14 protein-coding genes and 1 pseudogene are annotated in these 24,953 nt (G+C 69.8%); 6 read left to right on the top strand and 9 right to left on the bottom strand.

Annotated features, from left to right (window positions below; all coding sequences use genetic code 11):
• The first annotated feature begins 106 nt into the window (after positions 1–106).
• Positions 107–652 (top strand): chloramphenicol phosphotransferase CPT, encoded by a 546-nt coding sequence (gene cpt / locus QC282_RS05415; RefSeq protein ID WP_279548034.1) that lies wholly within the window; start codon positions 107–109, stop codon positions 650–652.
• A 291-nt stretch (positions 653–943) separates the two neighbouring features.
• Here cpt and QC282_RS05410 read toward each other — a convergent pair whose 3' ends face one another.
• Together QC282_RS05410 and brxD are read right to left on the bottom strand one after the other, a co-directional pair.
• Entirely contained in the window at positions 944–3,148 is a 2,205-nt protein-coding gene (locus tag QC282_RS05410) for a DEAD/DEAH box helicase (protein WP_279548033.1), read from the bottom strand.
• Entirely contained in the window at positions 3,148–4,500 is a 1,353-nt protein-coding gene (gene brxD, locus QC282_RS05405; protein ID WP_279548032.1) for a BREX system ATP-binding protein BrxD, read from the bottom strand. Before brxD ends, QC282_RS05410 begins: the two co-directional genes overlap by 1 nt.
• Before the next feature lie 179 nt (positions 4,501–4,679).
• Between brxD and QC282_RS32320 the strand changes: the two are divergent.
• A pseudogene (locus QC282_RS32320) lies at positions 4,680–4,948 on the top strand (DUF262 domain-containing protein); the annotation flags it as partial.
• Between the two features lie 84 nt (positions 4,949–5,032).
• On the opposite strand, the gene pglZ reads toward QC282_RS32320, so the two are convergent.
• On the bottom strand, positions 5,033–7,954 hold the full coding sequence (gene pglZ / locus QC282_RS05395; protein WP_279548030.1) for a BREX-2 system phosphatase PglZ: 2,922 nt from the start codon (positions 7,952–7,954) through the stop codon (positions 5,033–5,035).
• Positions 7,951–11,838, bottom strand: coding sequence for a phage resistance protein (locus tag QC282_RS05390; RefSeq protein WP_279548029.1), 3,888 nt, complete (start codon positions 11,836–11,838; stop codon positions 7,951–7,953). The genes pglZ and QC282_RS05390 overlap by 4 nt, the downstream gene beginning before the upstream one ends.
• Before the next feature lie 340 nt (positions 11,839–12,178).
• Between QC282_RS05390 and QC282_RS05385 the strand changes: the two genes are divergently transcribed.
• Entirely contained in the window at positions 12,179–12,451 is a 273-nt protein-coding gene (locus tag QC282_RS05385; RefSeq protein ID WP_153290897.1) for a type II toxin-antitoxin system Phd/YefM family antitoxin, read from the top strand.
• The gene (locus QC282_RS05380) at positions 12,448–12,705 is read left to right on the top strand and encodes a Txe/YoeB family addiction module toxin (protein ID WP_190081204.1); all 258 of its coding nucleotides are present in this window, start codon (positions 12,448–12,450) and stop codon (positions 12,703–12,705) included. Before QC282_RS05385 ends, QC282_RS05380 begins: the two co-directional genes overlap by 4 nt.
• A gap of 198 nt (positions 12,706–12,903) precedes the next feature.
• Here QC282_RS05380 and QC282_RS05375 read toward each other — a convergent pair whose 3' ends face one another.
• The 3 genes from QC282_RS05375 to QC282_RS05365 form a co-directional block, all read right to left on the bottom strand.
• Entirely contained in the window at positions 12,904–13,767 is an 864-nt protein-coding gene (locus tag QC282_RS05375) for a hypothetical protein (protein WP_279548028.1), read from the bottom strand.
• 272 nt (positions 13,768–14,039) lie between these two features.
• The gene (locus QC282_RS05370; RefSeq protein ID WP_279548027.1) at positions 14,040–14,234 is read right to left on the bottom strand and encodes a DUF397 domain-containing protein; all 195 of its coding nucleotides are present in this window, start codon (positions 14,232–14,234) and stop codon (positions 14,040–14,042) included.
• Positions 14,231–15,061 carry a helix-turn-helix transcriptional regulator gene (locus tag QC282_RS05365; protein WP_279548026.1) on the bottom strand — a complete coding sequence of 277 codons (831 nt, stop codon included), beginning with the start codon at positions 15,059–15,061 and terminating at the stop codon, positions 14,231–14,233. The genes QC282_RS05370 and QC282_RS05365 overlap by 4 nt, the downstream gene beginning before the upstream one ends.
• A 241-nt stretch (positions 15,062–15,302) precedes the next feature.
• Here QC282_RS05365 and QC282_RS05360 point away from each other — a divergent pair, with 241 nt between their 5' ends.
• Positions 15,303–15,788, top strand: coding sequence for an ATP-binding protein (locus QC282_RS05360; protein ID WP_336621060.1), 486 nt, complete (start codon positions 15,303–15,305; stop codon positions 15,786–15,788).
• On the opposite strand, the gene pglX is transcribed toward QC282_RS05360, so the two are convergent.
• Positions 15,778–19,392 (bottom strand): BREX-2 system adenine-specific DNA-methyltransferase PglX, encoded by a 3,615-nt coding sequence (gene pglX / locus QC282_RS05355; protein WP_279548024.1) that lies wholly within the window; start codon positions 19,390–19,392, stop codon positions 15,778–15,780. The genes QC282_RS05360 and pglX overlap by 11 nt on opposite strands.
• The gene (gene pglW / locus QC282_RS05350) at positions 19,389–24,092 is read right to left on the bottom strand and encodes a BREX system serine/threonine kinase PglW (protein ID WP_279548023.1); all 4,704 of its coding nucleotides are present in this window, start codon (positions 24,090–24,092) and stop codon (positions 19,389–19,391) included. Before pglW ends, pglX begins: the two co-directional genes overlap by 4 nt.
• Before the next feature lie 369 nt (positions 24,093–24,461).
• Here pglW and QC282_RS05345 point away from each other — a divergent pair, with 369 nt between their 5' ends.
• Entirely contained in the window at positions 24,462–24,866 is a 405-nt protein-coding gene (locus tag QC282_RS05345; protein ID WP_279548022.1) for a DUF6177 family protein, read from the top strand.
• Positions 24,867–24,953: the final 87 nt, after the last annotated feature.

Raw genomic sequence — 24,953 nt, 5'->3', positions numbered from 1 at the left:
GACCGCGTTCCGCCGTCGTCGCCCGCTGACCGGATCCGGCGGACGTGAAGCCGCGGTGGTCCATACTCGGCGGGCGACCGCACGACTCCCGAAAGTGAGCCCTCACATGAGTACCCAAGTCATCGTGCTGAACGGCGGATCCAGCTCCGGGAAGACCGGCATCAGCCGCTGTCTCCAGGCGATCCTCCCCACCCCGTGGATCGCCCTCGGTGTGGACGACCTGGTCGCCAGGCTGCCGCCGTCACTGACCGCGTCCGGCTCCGGCATCGCGTTCGGGCAGCAGGGCGAGGTCGAGGTCGGCGCCGGGTTCCGGGAGATCGAGGCCGCCTGGACGGCGGGCATCGCCGCCATGGCGCGGGCCGGGGCGCGCGTGATCATCGACGACGTCTTCCTCGGCGGCGCCGCCTCCCAGCAGCGGACCCGCGAGCGACTCGCCGGGCTGGACGTGCTGTGGGTCGGCGTGCGGTGCGACGCCGAGACCGCGGCGGGACGGGAGCTCGCCCGAGGGGACCGCACGGTCGGCATGGCCGCCTCGCAGGCCGAGATCGTGCACGAGGGGGTCGTCTACGACGTCGAGGTCGACACGAGCAAGACCGAGGCCCTGGAATGCGCCCGCACGATCGCCGCGGCGGTGACCGGCGGGACGCCCTGAGCCCTCCCCCGGCCCGGCGGAGGGCGGCAGACGAGTCGGGCTGTACGCCGGGGAAGATCACCGCAGCGCTATGACCTGTGCAAACGCGGAGCGAGGGCGCTTGTGTGGCTACCTTGATGGCTACGTAAGGAGACACCCAGCCCTGAAGCGGTCCGGGACGGGGGCGTCGTCACTGTTGGGGTCAGACGGTCCGCTCGATGCGCTCGAAGATGTCTCCGCGAGGTGACGGAGCAGTTGGGGCGGGCGTAACGCCCGGCGTCCGGCTGCCGCGGCCTTGGCGGCTTTTCCGATTCAGCCGTCGTGCTGAAAGCGCACCGACTCACGGAGCACCGAGCGGGCGCTCTCGAAGTCGGCCAAGCGGGCCGCCACCGTCGCCACGGCGAGGCGTTCCGGCAGGGCGGCGGAGAACTTGAGGCCGCGTACGGCCCGACGGTCCACGTCAGGCAGGACGAGATTGTCACCGACGTTCTCACGGGCCGCGCGCCAGTCCGCCGGAGTGAGGTTCTCGCGCAGGCGCAACCAGCTGTCGGTGGGCCGTTGCAGGGGGTCGGTCACCGACTGGAGGGTGGCCGCCAGGGTGGCGTTAGCGCGGTAACCGGCCCAGGTCCACCAGCGGACGTCGGAGCCGACGCGCGTGATCAGCGTGCCGCCGGGGTGCACGGTGCCGGGTGCCTCGGTCTCGCGCTGCTCGGCCAGGCACGCCTCCGCACGCCGGGTGAGGGAGACAGGCGGGTCGGTACCCAGCAGCACCTCGCGCATGGCACGTGTCAGGGCGTACGACAGTCCGGCGACGCCGCCGTTCATCCACTTGGCGATGCCGCCGCCGTCAGCGGGCTCGACGAAGACGCGTTTGCGCAGCCAGTCGATGTACGTGACCTGCCAGCTGCGTCCGCCGAGCAGCAGCCGTCGCGGCCCGGAATGTTCCTCGGTGAGCACGCTCGGGTCGGTGCGGCCGATCTCTGTGCGTCCGGACAGGACGGTGAACTGCGGCGGCGCGGTGAAGGACGCGGTGAGGTCGATGAAGTGCCGCTTGCCGAAACGGCGTTCCGCCTCGGGCCCGACGAACAGCATGCCGCCGTCGCTGTCGAGGAAGCCCTCCTCGGTGAGGAAGCGCACAATCGGCGCGGCGGACCGGTCGAAGGGGGCGAGTCCGTTCCACTGCCGGTCCCACAACTGGTCCCCGAGTTTGTGCTGTTGCAGGGTGACGGCGAGCAGTTGCTGGGCCACGAGGTGGCGCGGCTCGGGAGGGGGCACGACCGGCTCCACCCAGCCCCGCGACCACAGCAGCAGCAGGCCCGCCGCCTGCAGCAGCGTCTCCTTGCGGGTGGTGAGGAACAGGCAGTTGCGTACGGTGCCGGGGCGCCGGCCGGTGCGGCCGATGCGTTGCAGGAACGAGGCGACGGAGGCCGGTGAGTCGATCTGGACGACGCGGTCAAGGTCACCGACGTCGATGCCGAGTTCAAGGGTGGAGGTGGAGACGATGACGCAGTCGCGTGCCTCGGCGAAGGCCTGCTCGGAGCGGGAGCGTTCGTCGACGGAGAGGGAGGCGTGGGACAGGAATACGGTCACCTCGCGTGCCCGCAGTGCGGCGCCCAGCTCCTCGACCTGGCGGCGGGAGTCGCAGAAGACGAGCCGTTTCTCTCCCCGGTGCAGGGCTGCGATGAGTTTGGCGGCGTTGTCGAGGGAGCCGACGTAGTCGAGTTCCACCTCGCCCGCCGGCCTGCGGAGTTGGGCGACAGGGGCCCTGTCGGTGTGTCCGCCTCCGTCTGAAGCGGGCGGCAACTGCACTCCCGGGGCGACGACCTGGCCGGCACGGCTTTCGGCACCCGCGCCTTGCAGCCAGTGCAGCAGCTGAGCCGGATTACCGACGGTCGCCGAGAGCCCGATGCGCTGGATGGGCCGCCCGGTGACCCTCGCCAGCCGTTCGAGCACGGCGAGCAGGTGCCATCCCCGGTCGTCGCCCGCGAAGGCGTGCACCTCGTCGACGACGACGGCCCGCACACCGCCGAGCAGGCGATCGTGGTCGGTCTTGACGCCGATGAGGATCGCTTCGAGGGACTCGGGGGTCGTGAGCAGAATGTCCGGCGCCTCGGTACGGATGCGCTGCCGTTGCGACTCCTTGGTGTCGCCGTGCCAGAGCGCCGCGCGCCGCCCCAGCCACTGGGCGTACGCGTCGACGCGGCCGACCAGGTTGTTGAGAAGTGCCTTGAGCGGGCACAGGTACAGCACCGAGGTACCGGTCCACCCCTGCTCGGCCATCGCCGATAGCAGCGGGAAGCAGGCCGCCTCGGTCTTACCGCCCGCAGTCGGCGCCAGCAGTACGGCGTCCTGGCCGTCCATGAGCGGCGTGATCGCCGCCCGCTGGAGGGGGCGCAGGTCGGGCCAACCGAGGGTGTTGACGATGTGGTGCAGGACGACGGGGTCGAGCCGGTCGAGTACGTCGGTCCCGTCCTCACCCGGGCCCGTACCGGCCGGGCTCCCTGGGTCTGCCGCCATCACAGCTCCAGGTCGATGTCGCCGGCCGAGGCAGAGCTGCCGGAGAGGACCGTGGCGGCCAGGTTCCGCTCCACGTCGGTGAGTTCGCTGCTCGCGACGGTCAGCCGGTAGTGCTGCCGGGGGTCGAAGTCGTCGAACTGGTCGACGCGGTCGAGCACATCCCCCACGAGCTTCTTCAGGAACAGGCGGGGAGCCACCCCGACCTTCCCGCCCAGCGCCCCGCCGACGGCCCGCGCGAGGTCCGCGACGTAGGCGTCGTCGACGATCGTCCGCACGCGCTCGGGCGACGCGGCGGCATCCGCGTACAGATCCCGGATGGTGACACCGAGGCCGACCAAAGACTCCTGGTCAAAACCAGGAAGCCTGATCTGCACTGCGCGGGGGTTGTCGAAGCGGGGGTCGGTGGTGAAGTCGGTGGCGAGCCGCTGGGCGAGCGGGGCCAACCGCTGCACACCCTGCTGACCGTCGTAGAAGGCGGGCGTGCCCGTGATGACGAGGTACAGGCCGGGGAAGCGGCCCGAGTGCACCTCGTCGATGAGCTGCCGCAGCGCGTTGAGCGCCTTGTCCCGGGCGTCCGAACGGACCCGCTGAAGCGTCTCCACCTCGTCGAGGACGACGAAGAGCCCAGTGTGCCCGGAGTCGCGCAGCACGGTGAGGAGCCCTTGCAGGAAGCCAAGGGCGCCGAAGTGGTCGAGGTCGCCGCGCACCCCGGCGGACCTGCGGGCGGAGGCCGCGACGTGCGGCTGGCCGCCGAGCCACGCCAGGACGGCCGCAGCGGTTGCCTCGTCGCCGGCCGCTAGGGCGGCCCGGTAGCCGCGCAGCGCGGTGGCGAAGGCCGGGGCTTGCCGGGAGACCTCGGCGAGCCGCGCGACGAGCAGCTTCTCCACCTCACCCGGCAGCTCGTCCTCGGTCGCGCCGGCCGCGAGGGCGTCCTCCTCCAGGGCGTAGAACCAGGCCTCGACCACGGGCCGCAGGGCGCTGGGCGGGAAGCTGGAGGTGGTGAGGCGTTCGGTGAGCCGCCGGTAGACCGTCTCGAGCTTGTGCAGCGGTGTCTCGTTCTCCGAGATCTGGATCTCGGCCACGGCGAAGTTCCGGCGCTTGGCCCGCTCCCCCAACCAGCGGGTGAAGAACGTCTTGCCGGACCCGTACTCACCCCGCACGGCCTTGAACACGGACTCGCCGGACGCGACGGCGTCCAGCTCCGCGTCGAGGGCCGCTTCGAACCGGCCGAGTCCGGTGGCCAGCAGATCGAGCCCGCTCTCGGGCACGGCTCCGCGCCGCAGCGCATCGATGACGGTACGGCGGCGGGCGGCGCTGACCTGAGCGGGGCGCTGGGATCCGGTGGTGCTCACAGGAACCAGTCTTCCATTTCCCGGAGCACCGCTGTACAGGACCGGTGCGTTCCGGGGTGCTCCAGCGACCACGTGCTGTCCCGGCCGCGCCGCCCTACTTCCGCGAATGGGTTGACGGTTACAGCGAAGCGCTGTTGGAATCACTCTGCGTATAGGAAACAGGGTTGGCTTGGAATCACATGGCGGCCCCCGACAACGTGAAGTTGAAGGACGTCCTGGCGGATGTCGCCTCGGGTTCCTTACAACTGCCCGACTTCCAGCGGAACTGGAAGTGGGACGACGACCGGATCGGGCGATCAACGCGACGGTGACACTGGACTACCCGCTCGGCGTCGTGATGACGCTGCAGACCGGCGGCGCCACCCGGTTCCGCTCCCGGACCCTCACCGGCGCGCGACCGGACGGGGACCCGATGGCCGACCTCCTGCTACTGGACGGGCAGCAGCGCGGGGGGAACGTGCTCAACCACGTGAAGCGCGACGTGTAGCGCCTTCAGGGGGCGGTCTGCCGGAGGCAGACCGCCCCCTGTCCGTCAGCCCGCTGCGAGGCCGAACTGCTCGCGCAGCAGTGCCTCGTGCAGCCGTAGCGTGCGCCCGTCCGGCAGGGTCTCCAGCACCTGTACGCCGTCGTAGTTGAGGAGCTGCCGCAGGACCGCGGCGAACCCGTCGCCTCGACTCGTGGGCATGCCCGCGCGCTGGGCGAGCGCGGTCACCGGCAGGGTGCCGCCCGCGTCGAGCAAGGCGGCGAGGGCCTTGTGGACCTGCTCCTGCTGAGGCTTGCGGGCCAGACCGCCGAGCTGTCCCTGGTACGTCTCCGAGTCGAGCAGCGCCGTCACGAGCGCCTCGGTCCGGGAGACGAGGGTCGGGGTGAGCAGGGCGTCGTCTCCCTCGGTGGTCAGCCCCACGTCGAAGAGCGCGTCGTGCGTGCGCGCGAGTTCCGCCTGCTTCTTCTGGGGCTTCCCCGTCGGCCTCTTCGGCGCGGAGGGGATCGCGCCGACCAGCAGCTGAGTGGTGGGCTCACTCGGCAGCGGTGCCCTTCCGACCTCCTCCGGGGCCCACCAGACCGGCCGCTGGTCCCCCAACTCCCGCCATCCCTTCGGCGGTTCCGCCCCGAACGGCAGGAAGGCGAGCACCGGGATGGTGAACTCGGCGAGGGAGGCCCCGCCGTGGTAGCCGGCCTTGAGGGCGGTGTAGCGGGAGTCGGCGTCCCACAGCGCCACGATGGACGCGCCGGGCTCGGGCCACACCACGCGCGGCCCGGAGAGGACGATCTCCCGGTCGGCGAGCGGGCCGTCGCCGGGCAGGCGGTGCCGGGCGGACGCGGGCTCGGCGGCGGCGTCGACCTTCGTTCCGTGCCGGTCGACGACGTGGCCGTGGTCGCTGGTGAGGATGACGGCCATACCCTGGGCCGCCGCCACGCGCAGCAGGTCGCGCAGGCCGGGGACGTCGTCGACGCGCCAGGCCCCGTCGCCGAGCTTCTGTTCCTTGGCGAGGCGGTCGTCGATGGCGTTGAGGACGACGGCGACATGCGTCCGGCCGTCGGTGAGCGCTTCCGTGAGGGCCGGGCCGAAGGTGTCGCCCGCGGTCTCGGTGCGCAGGTCGTCCTTGTGGAAGACGGCGGCCGGGGCGCCACCCCACAGCTTCAGCGTGGGGAAGAGCCGCTTCTCGTCGGCCTGGGTGCCTTTCCTCAGCGTGCCCGCGAACAGCGAGGTCCGGGACACGGCCGTCAGGGTGGGCAGTGCGGCGGCCATCGCCCGACGTTGCGGAGCGTTCTCGGGCAGCGGGTCGAACTCCGCCCAGGCGGCACGCAGTTCCTCGCCGAGTTCGTTCGCTATGGCAGCGCTCATGCCGTCGAGGACAAGCAGCAGCACCCGCCGTTCCTCACCGCGTCGCACGACCGGCCCGACCACGCGGTCGAGGAAGGTCTCGACGGTGAGCATGCTGCCGGGATGGGTGCCGGCCTGCGTCCAGGCGGCCAAAGAGCGCGCGAAGAAGGCGTCGATCTGCCGGCGCCGGTCGCGGACGCGTGTGCCGAGGGTGTCGTACGCGGCCTTGAGGACGGGGTCCCGGTCGCCGCCGGCCTCGATGTGCTCCAGGGCGAGGTCGGCCCAGCCGGTTTCGGCGACGTGCCGCTGTGTGGCGTCGGCGACGGTGAGGGCCTCGGTGGGCGGGTCGGTGGCCAGCCAGCGGGCGAGGCGCTGTCCCATGCGGGCGCGTTCGATGCGGGCGGACTCCTCCGGCTCGGCGGCGAGCCGGTGGTCCTCCAGGCGCCGGACGGCGTCCGCCACCATGGCCCTGTCGCCCGCTGCGAGCGCCCGTCCGACAGCCGTGAACCGGGCCTCGAGTCCGCCACGCAATACGGGGCTCGCCGCGACGGCCTGCTCCGCGCCGAACTGGCGTGCCAGCGCGGCTGCCCGGTCGAGCACGGTACCGGAGGTTCGGCGTGCCTCGCGGGCCTGGTCCGCGTCGCCGCCGCTGCGGTGCCCGGCCGTCAGCAGCGTCGTCACGTACTCCTCGGCGGACCGGCCGAAGACGGACACCAGGACGTCGAGCTGTTCACCGATCGCCGGAGGTTGCTCGCCGAAGTAGCGTTCGGCGCGGCCCCGGGCCCGGTACGTCTCGGGAGCGGGCTCGGCGTGCTGCCACAGTGCCGCACAGACGAGTCCGAAGGCGGCGGCGTCCGCGCCGCGTTCGGCGTCGACGAGGGCGAGCAGGGCCCGGCCTGCGAGGCCGGCCTGGTCCTCCTCGCCGAGGAAGGCGCTCAGCCCGGCGCGCTCCGGGCCGCGCAGCCCGAGGAGACGTTCCGGAGCACCGGGGCGGGTCGACCAGTGCAGCAGGGTCTGTGCGTCGAGCCGGTCGTCGCCGGGGCGTCGCGTACCGCCCTCGGTGTCGTAGCGGCCGAGGCGCAGGCGGCGCTGGGCGAGCGCGGTGAGGGCGTGCTGGCGGGACAGCCAGCCGCCGGGCACGGGCGGCCATCCGCCGGGGGGTGTGGCGTCGAGGAGGGCTTCGGCGGCCCAGTTGACGTCCTTGAGGCGCGGGTCGATCTGCCGGGCGCCGAACGCCTCCCGTACGACGTCCCAGCTGTCGACCGTGTCGATGCGCAGTTTGTGGACGCGGGCGAGGATCGCCGGGTCGAGTTCGTTCTGCTCGCGGTCGGTGAGGACGACCAGCACGGCGGGGCCGGACCGGCGGCCCGCCAGGTGATCGAGGACGAGTTCGTGGACGGCGAGCGGTGAGGACCCCACTGCGACACCGGCCGTCCGCCCCTCCGCCCAGGCGGGTTCCGCGGGACCGTCCCACTGGGGCGCGGACCGCAGCAGCACGACCCGGCGCCTGCCCCCGCCGTCTCCTGTCAGGGAGGCGGCGAGGGAGGACTGCGAGGACAGGTACTGGGTGACGGTCGCCGTGTTCAGCCGGACGGCGCCCGGGGCGGCGGCAGCGACGGTGTCCGTCATTCGACGACCTTCCAGGTGATCTCGATGGTCGCGTCGGGGTGGCGGGCAGCCAGTTCGGACAGCTCCGCCCGCAGATCGGCGGCGGCCCGCGCCACCGTCGTACGGCGGCCACCGGACGTCCGCGCGGTGCCACTGCCCGAGGAGGCCGGAGCGGGTGTCTCCTGCGGGGTGAAGGGGATACGCGGGTCGCTGGTCGGCGTGTCGAGGGACAGGTCGCCCGCCGTGGGCCGAGTCGGCACGACGGGTGCGGACGGCCGGGCCGCGGCCTGGGTGCGCTTCACCAGGGCGACGACCTCGCGCTGGGTGCGGGTCAGGGCGTCACGCAGATCCGCGGTGCGCTGGTCGTCGCGGGCCACGTTGCGCAGCGAGTCGAGCAGGGCCGCGCCCTCGGGGCCGAGTCCGGCGGCGAGTTCGAGGGTGCTCCAGGGCGCGGAGGCGACGGCCTCCGCGACGCCGCGGGCCTGCTTGATGGAGGTGCCGTACCGGTCGGCGCTGGTTTCGCCCAGGTCGAAGGAGGCGAGGGCCTCCACGGTCTTCTTCGCCCCGGCCGCGCCCTTGCCGGCCTCCGCCGTGAGCGCGTCCAGCAGTTGCAGGGAGCGGCGGGCGAGGGCGAGCCGCCCGGTGTCGGCGGTCTGGTCGAGGCCCAGGAAGGAGGCGTGGGCCTCCAGCTGGTGGACCAGGTCGGCCGCGTGGTCCCGCTGGGCACGGGCTGCCTCGATAATCTGGCGGGCGAACTGGTTGACCATGCGTCCGCGCCGCAGGGCGGGCGCCTTCTGCCCGAAGATCGTTTCGAAGCGCTGCCGTGCGCTGTCCCAGTCGGACTCGGCGGGCAGCGGCTGGCTGCGCAGGGCGTCGTGGTCCCTGATCGCGGACAGTTCCGGCGCGGGGTCGAGGACGGTGCCGCCGCGCACCCACACCCGGTCGTCCATCTCGGCGAATGCGGCGACGACGAGCCGGGCGAGGAAGTCGGGCAGGCCGCGCGGCTCGGGCTTGTCGGTCCAGTCGGTCAGGGTGATCAGGGACAGATCCCCGGTGACGCCCTGTGCGCTGGCGAGCCGGCGGAAGTGGTCGGCCCAGTAGCGGGTCAGCTCGAAGTACGCCTCCTTCTGCTGCCCGAGACGCAGCGGCCCGGCGATCCGCTGCATGAGCTTGCGGTCGGCGGCCGGGACTTCCACCCGCCCGTCGCGCGCCTCGGCGGCGGCCCGGACATGGGTGAACACCTTCTTCGTGTCGGCGGGCTTGACCGCGGAGCCGGTGCCGTCGGGGTCGAGGTCGGGATGCGCCGGGTACTGATGCGCGAGCAGCTTGCCCGCCACATGCCGGATGCCGTCGTGCAGGCTCTGCCCGAAGGACAGGGTGAGGCCGTCGACGTCGGGCAGCGCGACGAGGTGGTCGTCGAAGTCGGGCACGACGTCGGCGGCCTGCTTCTGGGCAAGCCCGTACGCCTGCTTGAATGCGCCCTTGACCTGCTTGAGCAGAGCCTCGCGCTGGGTTTCCAGGAGGCCCTTGGCGCGGCTGCGGTTGTCGGCGTTGAGGTGGCCGGCGTACTGGGTGTCGAAACGGTGCTCGTCGGCGAGGGCCTTGTCGATGACGACGAGGCGCCGGAAGTCGTTGAAGCGCTGCGCGGACAGGTGCGCGGGCAGCCAGGCGACGGTACGGGAACGCTCGCCCTGCTGCCGCTCGCGCAACCGGCGGATGCGGTTGACGTCCTCGACGGGCCCCCATTCACCCTCGTCGAAGGGAAGGTCTATGGCGATCCGCCAGCGGCCCTCCTCCTGCGGCATGAGGTCGTGATCGGGCAGTTCGTCCTCGTCGGCGACGTTGCCGAACACGATCTCGGCGGTGCGGGCGGTGCCACGCCAGGTGAAACTGAGCTGGTCGCTCAACTGGCCGTGCTCGACGCCCAGTTCCTCGGACAGCAGGCGGCGGGCGAGCGTGACGCGGTTGCCGGGGTTGTCGTTGACCTGGGCGTTGGCGATGACGGAGTCCACGTCGACGCCGGACAGCTCCAGCCGTACGCCGGGGTTGGCGTCGGTGCCGGTCTCCTTGATCTCGGGGAACCGGGCGGCCCACTCGGCGACCTTGTTCTTGATGATGCCGACCTCGGCGCCCGGGATGGGGGCGAGGACCGACCCGTGGTTGAGCGCGCCGAGCCGCCGGATGGTCAGCTCGGACAGGGAGGGCACGCTGGGTGCGAGCGCGGACAGCAGAAGCGTGCAGACGAGCCGGTTGTCGCCGACGAACATCCGGCAGCGGTTGGCGCGCTGGGAGTCGGTGATGGCCTCCGGCCGGTTGAGGTACTGCTCGACGTCGTCCTCGGTGATGTCGTAGGAGCTGAGCAGGTAGGGCCGCAGCTTGGTCCTGTACAGCTTGTCGGCGGCCTCGAAGACGACCTTCAGACTGTCGGTGAACGGCTTGTCGCCGCCCTCCGCGATCACCGGGTAGAGGTCGCCGACGGGGATGAGCTGCCCGAGGCGGATCTCGTTGCGGTGGTCGGCGAGGAGCTGGCCCATCAGCTTCAGACCGGTACGGGAGCGCTGCAAAGCGGACGAGATGTGGACGAGGGTGTCCATGAACGCCGGCGAGAACGGGTACGTCAGCCGGAACGACTCGGCGTCCGCGCCGGTGGTGCCCTTCTCGGAGCCGAGGAGCGTGTCCCAGACCTGGGAGCCGACTCGCTTGGTCTGCTCGAAGGCCGCGTCGACGAGCCGTTCCGCCTCGGCGTCCTTGGGCTTGAGGAGGCGGGCGTGGGCGATCTGGGGGAGGTTGCGGTCCTCCAGGGTGATCTTGTCGAACCGGCCGGAGGCCAGGTTCAGGGTGTCCTGGATGGACGACTCGGCCGCGCCGGACACTTCCTCGCCGACCAGCTCGCGCAGGTCGCGTTGGCGGGCGATGAACGACACGACGGGGATGGCGCGGCGGGCGTCGCCACCCTCCACGAAGTTCGTGATCTTGCTGGCTTCGCGCGCGACGAACTTCTGGTCGTGGATGAGGGTGGCCAGCCACAGGATCAGCTCGTCCATGAACAGGATGAGCCCGTCGTAGCCGAGCGACTTGGCGTGCTCGGCGATGACGGACAGGCCGGCGTCCAGGGAGATGAACCCGTGCTCGTCCTCGGCGGCGTTCTTGGCGAAGCCGGGGAGGAGGTTGGTGCCGGCGTCGTTGACCAGCTTGGCGCGCAGCTCGGCCGGGGTGGAGGGGTTGCGGAGGTTGAGCGGGGTGCCCGCCTCGTGGTTCTCCTCGGCGGCGAGCGCGGTGTCGAGGAGCTGCGGGGTCCAGGTGAAGCCCTCGCCCCACTCGTCCTCGTCATCGTCGTCCACGCCGGTGCCGAGGCCCCGGATGACGGCCTCGTCACCCATGTTGGCGCGCATGGCGCGGATGTCGGCGAAGAGGGAGTCGGTCCGGTACACCTGCGGGGTGGGCGCCTCCGGGTGCAGCTTCTTGACGTGGTGCACGTACCCGCCGAGCACGCGCTGTTCGAGGGCCTTGGCGCCGAGCATGTGGTACGGCACGAGCAGGAACTTCCTGCCGTCCGTGGTCAGCCACTCGTGCTTGGTCAGCACCGGGTCGAACTCGGTACGCGCGCGGGCGGCCGGGTTCCCGCTGAGGAGCGCGTACAGCACGGCCATGAAGTGCGACTTGCCGGAACCGAACGAGCCGTGGAGATACGCCGCCTTGGAACGATGCCCGTCCAGTGCCGACTTGATGAGGGCCAGCGCCTCGTCGAAGTTGTCCAGCAACCGCTCGGTGACGACGTAGTCCTTGAGCGCGTGCCCGGCGCCCTCGGGGGTCGTCGCCTCGGCGAGGGACAGCACGAAGTCCGAGGTGGAGATGGACTCCTTGATGTCGATGACATCGCGCAGGAGGGGCGGCTGCTGGGCCATTACAGGTCACGCTCTCCATCTGGTGGCCTCGGCCACCGCTTGTCCTCGATCGTGCGGGATGTCCGCTGCCGGTCCGGCCGACCGACGACAGCGAAGCCGACCGACCACAGCGCAGGCGGGCCGCTGCCCACCCGTGCCGGGAGCATCCGGCCGCCGGGCAGGCGCTTACTCCCCCTTGCGCTGTATACCCGCCTTCATACCGACCGATCAACCGGCGGCCTTCCCGCCACGGCCCGCCGGAATCCGATCAGGACCGGCAGAGACATCCCAGTCTGCGACCTGTACAGGAAAGCCGTACCATTGCCGTACCATTTTCCGGTACCAGAGAGGGGTGCCGCAGATGACCATAAGCGCCAGCGAGGCCCGCAAGGACCTCTTCCCGCTCATCAAGCGCGTCAACGACGACCACACCCCCGTGCGCATCAGCTCCAAGAGCGGCGACGCGGTACTGATGTCCGCCGAGGACTACGACTCCTGGCAGGAGACCGTCTACCTGCTGCGCTCCCCGGCCAACGCGCGCAGCCTCATGGAAGCCGTCGCACGGGACAGGGCCGGCGAGGCCGTGGTCACCAAGACCATGGCAGAGCTGGAAGAGCTGGCGGGTGACGGGTGAGGAGCGTCCACTTCGACCCGGCCGGGTGGGAGGACTTCCTGTTCCGGCTCGGCTCGGACCGCGCCATGGCCCGCAGGATCACACGACTCATCGCGGAGATCCAGCGCACCCCCTTCACCGGCATCGGCAAGCCGGAGCCCTTGAAGGGTGACCTGTCCGGCTACTGGTCACGCCGGATCGACGACGAGCACCGGCTCGTCTACCGGGTGGACGAGAAGGAAGTCAAGATCCTCAAGGCTCGCTACCACTACTGAGGCCACCGCTCGCCCCTGCGCCGAATTCCCGCCCGCCATCCGCCGGGCAATTACGGCGCGCCCTCACGCCATCGACCCGACCGGTACTCCTCTGACACCCCAGGACTGACCGGCTCGCACAGTACGGACGAAGCCGATCCACTCGTCCGGCCTGAACGTGCAGGCGGGACCGCCCCTCCGCCCTTCACAGCGGGTGAGCTACGAGGACCGAGGGCCCTCTTCCGTGACGGCGGTTCCGTCCGAGGTAGGGCTCTCGGCATGTTCCGCGACGAAGGACTCGTGAACTGCCTCGGCTTCCACCACCACGACTCGGTGCGTCGGCTTCGCCAGTTCCGAGTCGGAGAGGTGCTTCTTGAGCCGCTTGGCCATGGGGCGGTAGGTCGCGAAGGTGAGCGTGCCGGAGACAGCGGCGCCGACGAGAGGGATGGCCTTCGAGACGGTCGTCGCGAAGGACTGCGTCGTCATCCTGACACCGAGGTAGCCCGCGACCTTTTTCACGACGGGATAGATGGCCCCATGGGTGAGTGCCATCCTGGGCAGCTTCTTGGCGACCTGCTCCGACATCATCCCCGCGACCTTCCCCACCGCGGCGTTCGCCGACTGGGTGCCGAACATCACGCCGAAGAACAGCGTGAGGACCCCCTTGGTCGCGTCATCGACGTCATCGCCCTCGTCGGAGAACAGATCGGGCCAGCTGTAGAGATAGGCGAGCTTCTGCGCGATACGCAGCATGTGGCCGACGTACTGGGCCATGTCGGCGGGAACCGTGGCGGGAAGGGCGAGGACACCGGGCAGCCCGGCAGCCGCGGACAGCGCACTGACCTTGGCCGTCTCGTAGCGGATGGAGTCGTTGGCCGCCTTGTCGAGAACCTCGGCAGGGATGCCCGCCGCAGCGGGGGTCTCTTCTATCGCCCTTCGGATGTCGTCCTCGGAGCAACTGCGAGCCAGCGCACTTCGGAGGTACGTGTCCCTGTGGATACGCACACCCGGAAGCTTCGCTGCCGCCAGCAGCAGCGTGAAGAAACGCGACTCGGGGTTCTCGACCTCTTTACCCTGCTTCATGGCAGGAACGTACAGCAGCTCCGCGCTCCAAGGGCCGTACTTTGTCAGCTCCGTTGGGACCTCGTGATGTGAGTGACGGTGGTGTGCGAGCTGGGTCCCTCACGCTGTCGGTCGTCCCCCCGGGACGTTGATCGCCGTGGCAGCCGGCCGTCGGCTCGGCACCCGGCGAGCAAGCGCCAGGTGCTGCTGAAGGTGCTGCGGAGGCGGACATGCGCAGGGCCTTCCGGCCAGCACACGCCTGCCGGAAGGCCCTGCGATCGGTGCCGCCCCTGTCAGAGGGCCGCGAACTGGACGAACGCGGTCCAAGCCGTGGGTCCTGCGGTCAGTGGGGCACGGGCTATGTCCTTCGAGTCGCGGACGTGAACTCTGTCGGGGGTGGCGGCGACCTCGACGCATTCGCCGCCTGCCCCACTGCTGTAACTGCTTTTGAACCAAGCGGACTCAGGCACAGGCTGTTCGACGTTCATCTCTCTCCAAGCAACTTCTCGACGAAGGCCAGCGACTCGCGCGGAGTGAGCGCTTGGGCCCGAAGGAGTCCGTACTGCTCCTCGATCTCCCGGACTGGCTTCCGCGCCGTGTAGAGGCGACTGTCCTGCTGAGCCTCCACGTACGCGATCCTCCGCCCTTCGTTCGTCTCGATCAAGGTGAACGGACCAGCCAGTCCGGCGTGTTCGTCCCGCTCGGTCGGCAGCACCTGGACTTCCACGTTACGCCGCTGGCCATGGAGCAGGATCTGCTCCAACTGCCCCCGCATGACGCCCCACCCGCCCAGCGGTCTACGCAGGACCGACTCCTCGATGACGAAACTGATGGTAGGCAACCGCGTACGGCCGAAGATCTCCTGCCGGGCCAGCCGCGCTGTCACCCTCTGCTCGACCACGTCCTCGTGCAGCAAGGGCCGCCAGTTGGTGAACACCGCCCGCGCGTACTCTTCGGTCTGCAAGAGCCCAGGCACCGCCTGGTTGGCGTACACGTGAAGCTCAACCGCCTCAGCCTCCAACCTGGCCGCATCCCGGAAGAATGCCGGATACTGAGCCCGAGCCACCTCCTCCTTGCTCGCGCTCAACACCCCAGCTGCGTCCAGCAGTTCATCGGCCCGGTCGATGAACTTCGGCGGCGGAATACGTCTCCCCTGCTCGAACGACGCGATCGTCGAGGCCGAGTACCCGGTCAGCGAACCGAGCTTCGCCCGATCCATGCCCGCCCGCTCCCGGAACAGCTTCAACTGCCGCCCGAACACGTACAGCATGCCCGTCCCGACCTCGTACTCCGGCTGCTGAACCTCGTCGTCCACGCCGCGACTCCTCCCGTACGACCACCACAGCCACCGGACTCCGCCCGCCCAACGCGCGGCCCTGGATCCGGTCACGCCAACACCACGTACAAGCGCACGGCCGACGTGTACAGCCCGCACCCGTCAGCACGTCGCTCCTGGTCAACGCTACGCAGGGTCCGCGACCGTTGACTCCATGAAGTCAGCAACTCCCCCGAACGGGCATATGCCACAGCACCTCGCCCCCGAAAACGAGTTCACCATGCGCTTCACCTCAACCCCACGCGGTGCCCGCCTCGCCCGCCGACTCGTCTCACACCGACTGAACGACTGGGGCCACCCCTACACGAACCCGGTCAACGAGACGCTCACCCTCATCGCGGCCGAACTCACCACCAACGCCGTACGCCACGGGCACGTCCCCGGCCGGGAATTCAAGCTCCAGCTCACCCTGGTCGAAGACACCTTCCGCATCGAGGTGACCGACACCCGCGGCGAAAAGCAGCCCCCATCCACTCCCCCGACCCCCGACTCCGCATCCGAGTCCGGCCGGGGCCTGCTCCTCGTAGCCGCCCTCGCGGACGACTGGGGCGTCGCGCCTCGCCCGGCCGCCCCAGGCAAGACCGTATGGGCCGAGCTGCGTGTACCGGCCGGAGGCCACCCACGCCCGCACGGGGTGGCCCCTCGACCGGCAGACTCGGCATCGGCGTATGGGCGCGACACCGAGTCGTTTCCAGCTACGCCTTAATTGCGGCCCGACGGCCTCGGGTTGCGGCCGGGGGACGCCAGTTCCGGAGGTCGTCGTCCGTGAGTCCGTGCTCGCCCTGCATCTGCTGGCGGTAGCCGGCGAAGAAGTCGGCCGGGGAGCCGCTGTAGAGCATGTCGAACTCGTTGTGCCACTGGTACAGCCACGGCTGGAGTTCCAGCAGGCCGGCGAGGAACGGGGTGATCTCCTCGGTGGACAACGCGGTGTTGGTGAAGTACGTGGCGAGGGCCTGCGCCTGCTCCCGGTGGTCCCAGCCGGCCCACCCGTACAGCTCAGGGGTGGCGGCGTTGGTCTGCCCGTAGGAGATGAACCGCTCCTTGGGCACGTCCAGCTTGCCGCGCGCCCTCCAGTAGGAGGGGCGGAGGAAGTCGGCCGAGGTGTACTTCGGCGGTACGGGGATGGAGTCCCGGATCTTCCGCTTGGCCGGCTCGTCGGGGGCGGCATCCTCCTTGCGCTGGAGATCCCAGACCTCTTCCCAGTCGGCCCGCTTCTTCATGCCGGACGGCTTGTAGCGCAGGGCGGAGAGGAACGGCACGTGCTCGTCGGTGATCAGCTCGGCGACGACCTTGGCGAGTTCCTTGCGGGGGGCGTAGAGCTTGGCGACGGAGACGAAGTCCTCGTCACGGGAGAGGGCGTCGGTGAGACGGGCCAGGGTGAGGATGATGGGCTGACCGTTCTCGTCGAACCAGTGATCGCGGTTCTCCATACGGTCCAGCAGCCAGGAGCGCAGGGCCTTCTCCTGGAGCGCGTCCCAACCCTCGGTGGCCCAGCGGCGCTTGTATTCGGGGCGCTCGACCATGCCGATGGCGCGGTTCGACTCGATGACGTTGATGCGCTTCTGGACGATCTCGCGGTAGGGGGCGGGCCAGTGGGCCGGGATCTCCGTAATGGGCGTGGAGTTGTGCCGCTTGAACCACTCGTCGCTGGCCTCGCCTGCGGCTACGCGGCGGGCGAGGACGATCTCGAAGGCGCGCTCACCAAGGGAGAGTTCGGGGATGTTGGGGTCGTCGGGGTCCGCGGAGACGCGGAGGTCTTCGGAGTGGAGGTTGTAGAGGGAGTAGACCTGCCAGTCCAACTCCTCCTGGAGGGCGATCATGCGGGCGCGGGTGAATTCCCATGCCTTGCGAGCTTCACGGAGGACTCCGATAGTAGGGACTGACTCGGAGGCCACGGCTGCGGGGCTGCCGCAAGTCAGTTGCTGGGACAGAGCGTCCATTGCCACGGCGAGGACGCTTGGGTAGGCGGCAGGAATCGGAAACTGTTCAACCTTGGAGCCGTTGTACTGCCCTCGCTCTTCCCAGGCTTCGTCCTGAAATCCTCTACCGAGCCCGCTGCCCCCCTTGCTGTGGCAGTTCAACTTAAGCCAGAGAGCGGCGACGGAGCTGTTAAGCAAGGCCGTGAGGTCAAGGTACTCCTTTTCGCTAGAGTCCTTGCTTAGTTTGATAACAGGGGCAGACTGCTTGTAGATCGAATGACCTCGATCCAAAACAAAATGGTTGTGAGTCGCAACCTCGGCGAAGGCAATAGACCAACGATGAGCCTCTTTGTCTCTGGGAAGTTGGTGCCACTCCCACCATGGACGCCCAGCAGAGTTGTAGGTTCCACCGGAAAAAGTGGCGCGCAAAGCAAGCTCGGCGCGATACGGCCACAGCCCAGGGGACGTACCAACAGCTTCCGTAAGCGGCCTCAGTGTTCGTTCAGACGTATAGGGAAAGAAAGTTGATGTCTCGGCCGATGACTCCCAATCTCGCACATCGTCCCCTCCTGCAATTGGCTGCAGGAAGGCCTCCATATCGGCAGGCCAAGCCCTACGAGGACGAACCATCACATCATCCGCATGAGTCATTCCCACGAAGCCGACTCTTTGAGCACGATCCCCCAAGTGGCTTACCGAGAATTTAGCCACGGACTCAGCCATCTCCAGCCCACCATCAGCTAGAATCCACGGCTGCTTGCGGAAGTATCGATCACGACTCAAATCGTCCACGGTCACCCACTGACTCAGTGAACGTGGTTTGTCGATTTGATCTACAATCGCACGCCAGACCATTCCGTCTTCAGCGCGTTCGGGAACGCCCGGTTCACCCTGGACGCTACGCACCGTCCTAATCGCCGTCGACCGCCTACTCCCTTCCCGTCGTTTACCCACAAGGATGACTGTCGGTGTTCCATGCCCGGGAATGTAGGTGCCTGAAGTGTCAATAACCTCCGTCAACTCAACCCGATTAAGGAAGTAGTTTTCAATCAGCTTCGCGCCGAACTCGCGTTTCATAAAAGAGTTCGCAGTGATTTGTCCAACCATGCCGTACCCGCGACCCTCAGCATCGCCACGCTTGGCGAGTTCAAAGAAGCGCTGAGCAAACGGCACCGAGAGCGCGTAAGTGCCGCCGCAAGCGTCGTACAGCTCCCGGTACAAGAAATTCAGCTTTTTATCTTTCACCGTGATATACGGCGGGTTCCCCACCACCACGTGATAGCGCCCCTGCTGGAGAATCGCCGGGTACTCGTGCACGTCCTCCGTGGCGTACGCGAACGAGGCCAGCGGGTCGTCGATCCCGTCCTCGCCCTCACCCAGCGTCAGCTCCAACTGCCGAGCCTTGATGAGCGAGTCCCCCACTGCCAGGTGGACCGGCCACTCGTACTTTGCAGCCTCAGCCAGCGTTCGCACACCACTCGCCGCCATAGCCGCAACCAACAGCCGGAACCGAGCAACAGCCACCGCGAACGGATTGATGTCCACCCCGTGCACCGAGTCCAGCGCAGCCCGCACCCGCTCGTGCACGTCCTTCCCCGGCTGCCCTTCAGCCCACAGCCGCACCAACCGCCGAAACGCCCCCAACACAAAGTGCCCCGACCCACACGTAGGGTCGATCATCTTCAGTTCCTCGTAACCGAACTCCCGCACCGCAGGATTCATCGTCCGGTCGAGGATGAACTCCTCCACGAACTCCGGCGTCTGGAGCAGCGCGTACGTCTTCCGAGCGGCCTCGCTCAGGTCCTGGTACAAGTCACCCAGGAACCGCGTGTCCCACCCTTCCGTACCGTCCTCGTTCAGCGGGTCGGTGAAGTCGTGGACGAGAACGCCCGCCTCATCCCTCTGCCGCCAGAACTCGACCAACTCCCGCGCGCCATCATGCGAAAGCGGAATCTGGTACAGCGGGTTGTGCCGCTTGTCGAAGAGAAGCCGTCCCGCCTGGCCCTGCCCCAGTTCCTCGAACGCCTTCTCCAGCCAGCCCCGGTACGTCGGGTTCTCGTCCGACTCCACATACGCGTCGTACCGCGCCTCCGCCAGCTCACGCCGGTCACCGTCCGGCCCCGTCAGGTACGGCTCCGGGATCAGCCGGTTGTCCTCGCAGAACCGCACGAAGACAGTTCCCAGCACCCATGCCACCGCGACCTGCGTGACTCGCTCATCGAGCCACGAGTTCCACGTCGCCGCGGTACGACCGAGCTTGCGCGCCTGGTCGTACTCGGACTTCAGCGTCGCGCCGACATCCCCCAACGCCTTCACCTGTCGCCCGAGGTCGGCCTCGACCGCCTTGACCTGCTGTTTCAGGTCGTTCAACAGAGCCTTGCGGTCGATCACTTGACGTCTCCCTCGACACCACTGGCACTAGCCACAACCTCACCGGACCCGCGATGGGCGTTGCCCACCCACGTGTCCGGAAGTTGAATCCACTCCCCCAGGCCGGCCTGATACGGCACGGCCACCTGCCCGAGCCGGGGCTCGCGCGACGGATCGGCCTGCGGAACCAGAAGCCACAGCCCCCGCCCGCCCCGCCGGGCCGCCGACGCCAGCCGGTCCAGGACGCCCATCGCGTCGTACCGGGCGAAGACCCCGGCCTCCGTCAGCAGGACAGGACCCGCACCGCCGCCACCGTTGCGCAACAGCTCCACGATCCGGGGCTCCACCGAGCCCCACGCCGTCCGCGCGTACTCCGCGAACCGCACCGCCCCCTTCGACCCCGGCTCGGCGGCGTCCGCCTTGAGCAGGGTCTCCCAGGTGGGCTTGGTGCCCGGCGTCACCTGCGCGTGCAGGGCCTCCAGGAACAGCTCGGTCACGGACACCGCATCCGCGCCCAGGCGCTCGGCACCCAGCTCCCGCACCGCGTCCCGCACCAACTGCTGCCGCACGGTCAGCACCCGGTACCCGTCCCGGCCGGCCGACGCGAGCAGCCGTTCCTCCGCGCGCACCGCGCCCGCGAGCTGCGGGTCGTCGGCGTACCGCGTCACCGCACCCCTACGCGTCGACTGCCGCCACGCGCCCGTCGTGAGGTAGCTGGACGCGTCGTCGACCCGCGTCGGCAGGTAGCGCAGCGTGCCCGTGTCCTCGCGCGTGCTCAGCGACAGCTCGAAGCCCGCGTCGCGCAAGGCCTTGGTCAGCGGGCCGCCCGTCGGCAGTTCGTGGGTGGCGCCGCCCCGCGCGTCCGGGACGACCAGCTCGGGGAAGCGAGCACGCACCCGCTCGTGCACGTCCTCGCCGGTCAGGCCGGGCTGCCGGCCCTCGGGCACGCCCGGAATCCAGCGGACGAGCCCGGCCTGGGTGAGGCGCAGGGCCCGGACGAGCGGCAGGTCGCGCGGGTAGATCTCCAAACGAGGGGTGGCGGCGGCGTTCACCGATGCCGCAGCGGCCAGCTCCACCATCCGCCGCTCGTCCCAGTCCACCGCACCCGGCGGCACCGTCAGCGCGCCCAGCTCGGCCAGCACGGTCGCGGCCGTCGGCAGGGTGTCCAGCTTGGCGAGCCGGTCGGCCGTACGGCCCAGGCGGGTCGCGTAGTCCAGCAGGCCGGGCGCGGTGGGGGTGTCCGGGGCGTCGTTCTCGCGCACGTCGAGGGCGAGCAGGCCGGCGCCCAGGGACTCGTCCGTCGCCTTGCGGTTCGCCTGGTGCTGGAACTCGGCCTCCTGCGGCACCAGTTGCTCGACCTCGACCACAGCCCGGACAGCCGCCAGCGCCATCGCGCGCCGCTGCTCACGCCCGGCGAGATGCGTTCCTCTGCGCACAGCGAGCGCGTCGGCGATCTCCACCGCCGAAGCGACACGCCCCATGCTCACCAGCAGGTCGATGATCTCCTCGCGCAGTGCGCGGACGGCGGGCTCCGCCTTCCAGCGCTTGCGCTCCTCCTTGAGCATCTGCGGGATACGGCCGTGGCTCAGGCCGAGCGCGTCCGCGACGTCCTTCTGCTTCGGCCAGACGCCGATGTCCGGCAGCACGCCGTGCTCGTCGGGCAGGCGCAGCAGCAGCCGCACCATCTCGGCCTTGTTGCGGTTGGAGCCGTTGTTGTTGACGGCGGGCACGAACACCGTGGCGAGGGTGTCGAGGCTGACCGAGCGCAGCGTACGCGGCGGCAGGGCGCCCGCCGACTCGCCCGTCACCAGCCGGCCCACCAGGGCCGACTCGGCGGCCGTGAGCTGCTCCAGCTCCTCCTTCGCCTCCGCCCGGCCCTTCGGCGTCAGAGGCGAGACGGGGATCTCACGCAGCCTCTCGCCCCACTCGCGCTGCCGCTGCTGGACCTCGTTACGGGTCTTGGCACCCAGCCCGGGAGCGTTAACGAGCTTGCGGCGGCTGTAGTCGAGGAGTTCGCCGACTGTCGTGATGCACAGGCCGTACAGGAACGACTGGGCGGCCGGTGTGAGGCCGGAGACGGTCAGCGGAGTGTCCCGGGTGACCTCGGCGGCGAGCCGGTCCCGCTGCTGCTCGGCGGTCTCCGGCTCGGCGTCCGCGATCGCCGCCGCGGCGGCGCCCTCTCCGGGCGCCCCCTCCTCCGTGGTCGTAGGGGCCGGGTGTCGGCTGCGGTGGCTGGACGGGACGGTCTGGGAGGCGTCGAGGAAGACCTTGCGCCACGCGTCCCGCATCGGCTTGAGCTCGGGGAACCGCCTGCTCGCGTCGCGGTGCAGGGCCTTCCGGAAGAAGGCGACGAGTCCGTCCCGTACGGCCGGGTCGAAGGCCTCGGCCGCGATGGTCGGGTACGGCCACTCCTTCGGGTCGGTCATGCGGGGCGGGACGCTGCCGTCGCCCCACTTGGGCAGCTCGCCGGAGGCCATCTGGTGCAGGGTGACGGCGACGGCGTACCGCTCGGCGTGCGAGTCGTACGAGCCGCGCGTGATGACGTCGACGAAGGGGTCGAGGTAGCCCTCGGTGCCCGCGTCGGTGTTCTTCGCCGGGTAGCCGGCGAGCGAGAAGTCGATGAGGACCAGTTCGCGGGTGCGGTTGGGGCGGATGCGGATGGCGATGTTGTCCGGCTTGATGTCGCGGTGCCAGACGCCCTCGCCCTCCAAGAAGTCGACGGCACCGAAGAGGTAGTCGCCGTACGCCTCCAGCTGGTCGACCTGGAGACGGCCGTTCTCACGGAGCTGGCGGGCGACGGTCTCCTCGCGGCGGCGCGGGCGGCCCCCGCCCTCGGCTCCCTGGCCGTTCTGCCCGTTGTCGTCACGCTCGTCACCGACGTACTCCAGCGCCAGGACCGTACGTCCGCCGATGTGCAGCGGCTCGGGCTCGACGAGGCGGATGATGCCGGAGTGGGGGCGCAGGCGGCCCATGGCCTCGGCCTCGCGGGCCAGGATCTCGCCTCGGCTGTCGGAGAGGGCGACCTTCAGCACGGCCAGCGGGCGGGTCTTGCGGGCCTCGTGCTCCAAGTCGCGGACGAGGAAGGCGCGGCTGGTGGAGCCGGTGCCGAGGCGGCGGCGGATCTCCCAGCGGCCGGCCAGCACGTCACCGGCGACGGCCTCCAGCGGGTCCTTGTCGGCGGAGGTTCCGTCCTCCTCGCCGGGCCCCTCCGGGCCGGTGGCTGCCGGGGCCGGGGCGGTCAGGGAGTCCTCGACGACCTCCAGCAGCTCCAGGAACTCGTCCACGCTGGACAGGCGCTGGCCCGGCCGGTACGCGGTGGCGGCCTGCACCAGATCGTCCACGTCCTCCGACAGCCCGTCCACCAGGGAGCTGGGGCGTAGACCCTCCCCCGCCTCCAGGCGGGCCAGCAGCTCGGCCTGGCTGGCGGCCGGGGCCTTGCCGGTGACCAGCAGGTAGGTGAGGACGCCGAGCCCGTACACGTCGAGGTAGACCGGGTCGGGGTTGAGGGCCGTGAGTTCGGGGGCGAGATAGGCGTCGGCGTCGTCGGCCAGGTGCATGGTGGACAGGGCGGTCGGCGCGAAGCGGGTCATGCCCTGGCCCTGGGAGGAGTCGCCGCCGCGCTGGGTGGCGATCTGCCAGTCGGAGATCTGGAGCTGCGGGGTGAGCCAGGCGGCCTCCTCCCCGACGGCCCGGCCCCTGCGGCCGCGCGGCCGGGGGACGACATGCACGGAGCGGGCGGCGAGCGCGCGGTGGTGGATGCGGCTGGCGTGCGCGGAGCGCATCGTCTCGGCGAGCTGGCGCACCAGCGCCATCCGGCCGAGGATGTCCAGCTTCTCGCCGTACTGGACCAGGTACTCGTCCAGCTTCAACGTGTCCGGGTGGTAGTCGAAGATCAGCGCGGGGCCGGCTGCGTGGCCCGAGGGAAAGTACTGCTTGAGCTGGACGACACCCGGGTGCTTGAACCGGCCCAGCACCGCGGCCTCGCGCCGGGCTGCGTTCTCGACGGACTGCCGCAGCGAAGCGTCCGAGCCGCGCTCACTGAGGTAGATGCGGACGCGGGCGGCCTCGGGCAGGTCGCTGTGGCGGGCCAGGTAGTCCGCCCAGGTGCGCCCGGAGTCGAAGGACTTCCGCTCCAGCTCGTACGGGCCGACCTTGTACTGCGCGTCGCTCTTGCGGATGCCGATGCCCTTCAGCGCCGCCGCGACTTCGCGCGAACCGATCGCGGTGATGCGGCGCCGTTCGTCGCGCGGGGGCTGCTTGAGCATCTCGACCAGCTCGGTGACGGAGTAGACGCCGTTCTGGTCGTGGGCGGGCAGCCGTACGCGGAGGGTGTCGTCGGTGAAGCAGACGGCCTCGGCGACCCAGACCCGCTTGGCGCCGGTCTGCGCGAGCAGGCCGGCCAGTTCCTTGGCCTTGCGGTTGACCAGGTGCAGCGGGTTGCCGTGCGTACGGCGGTGGCCACCGGGCGTGGTCTGCACCCAGGTGCCGTTCTCTGAGGTGACCGCACCGTGCCAGTCCTTCAGCTCGATCATGCAGAGGCCGCCGGGAGCGACTACCAGCAGGTCGACCTCACGGACGTGGCCCGTGTTCGCGGTGAAGGTGAAGTTCGACCAGGCGCGCCAGGGGTCGGAGTCCGGCAGCTTCTCCCGGATCGCCTCCAGGCCGCGGCGTTCGTGATCGAACTCGGACTCGGTGACCGTGACCCACCGGCCTTCCCGCATGCCTGTTCCCCGCTCCCTGTGTCCCGCGAAGGTCGCCGTTCCCCATGGTCAGACCCAGGGTGCAGATCCTAGTGCCTGCCTGTGGCACGAGAAGGGGTGATGAAGGAAGGGGGCTATGGTGGGCTCCCCTCTCCTGCCAACGCCAAGACGCCCGTCGCCAGCTCTCAGCGGTGCCCCTGTGCCGACCCTGCGCTGGCTCGCCGTTCCGGGCGTGATCCGGAAAGCATGGCCTATGGGCAATGGTCTGTGGAAATGTGGGGGGAGGCAGACGAGTGGGCTGTACGCCGGCCCGACGGCCGCCCCCTCGCTGATCGCCGTTGGACACCCCGACCGTCCGGCCCTCGCCACCATGCGCGTGCTCCGCACAGCGTGCTCCGCACACCGGCGGGTGTCGAGGAGCACATCGCCCTCGCGCTCGGCTACGGCACGGACGAGGCACCACCCCTGGAAAGGATCAGGGACCTCGCAGCCGAATTCGACACCCGGCACGGCCTCGTCACCCTGCTCACTGCGGTCCGCGCCGCCCGCCGCGATCTGACTGTCCCACCGCACCTGGAACACCCACCGATCCCCGTCGCGTTCACACTCGGACACGACGAGCGCCGGCGGATCGGCCCGGACCGTGCCGAGCGCCCGCCTCAAGGCCCCACTCCGGTGCAGCTCGGCTCGGCACTCCACTCCCCCTTGGGAGACGGAACCGACCCACACGCCTGGTCTGTGTTCCAGCGCCTCACCCATCACCTGAAGCAGGCACCGACAGAACGTGAATCCTGACCTCATTTGGGCGGTCGAAACCTGACGCTTTGGGTCTTCCCTGTAGGTTTGCCCAGTCGTAGACGTTGGTCGGCAGAGACGCGTACG

This window comes from Streptomyces sp. DH24 (genome assembly GCF_029813775.1).
Classification (GTDB): domain Bacteria; phylum Actinomycetota; class Actinomycetes; order Streptomycetales; family Streptomycetaceae; genus Streptomyces.
Note: the sequence above shows the minus strand (reverse complement) of the source record. Positions and strands in the feature narration are given on the sequence as shown.

Coding starts and splice junctions, on each gene's coding strand:
- pglW (WP_279548023.1), bottom strand. CDS start 24,092: ATGCGGGAAGGCCGGTGGGTCACGGTCACCGAGTCCGAGTTCGATCAC.
- QC282_RS05385 (WP_153290897.1), top strand. CDS start 12,179: ATGACCATAAGCGCCAGCGAGGCCCGCAAGGACCTCTTCCCGCTCATC.
- QC282_RS05390 (WP_279548029.1), bottom strand. CDS start 11,838: ATGGCCCAGCAGCCGCCCCTCCTGCGCGATGTCATCGACATCAAGGAG.
- QC282_RS05410 (WP_279548033.1), bottom strand. CDS start 3,148: ATGGCGGCAGACCCAGGGAGCCCGGCCGGTACGGGCCCGGGTGAGGAC.
- QC282_RS05370 (WP_279548027.1), bottom strand. CDS start 14,234: ATGAACGTCGAACAGCCTGTGCCTGAGTCCGCTTGGTTCAAAAGCAGT.
- pglZ (WP_279548030.1), bottom strand. CDS start 7,954: ATGACGGACACCGTCGCTGCCGCCGCCCCGGGCGCCGTCCGGCTGAAC.
- QC282_RS05375 (WP_279548028.1), bottom strand. CDS start 13,767: ATGAAGCAGGGTAAAGAGGTCGAGAACCCCGAGTCGCGTTTCTTCACG.
- cpt (WP_279548034.1), top strand. CDS start 107: ATGAGTACCCAAGTCATCGTGCTGAACGGCGGATCCAGCTCCGGGAAG.
- QC282_RS05360 (WP_336621060.1), top strand. CDS start 15,303: ATGCGCTTCACCTCAACCCCACGCGGTGCCCGCCTCGCCCGCCGACTC.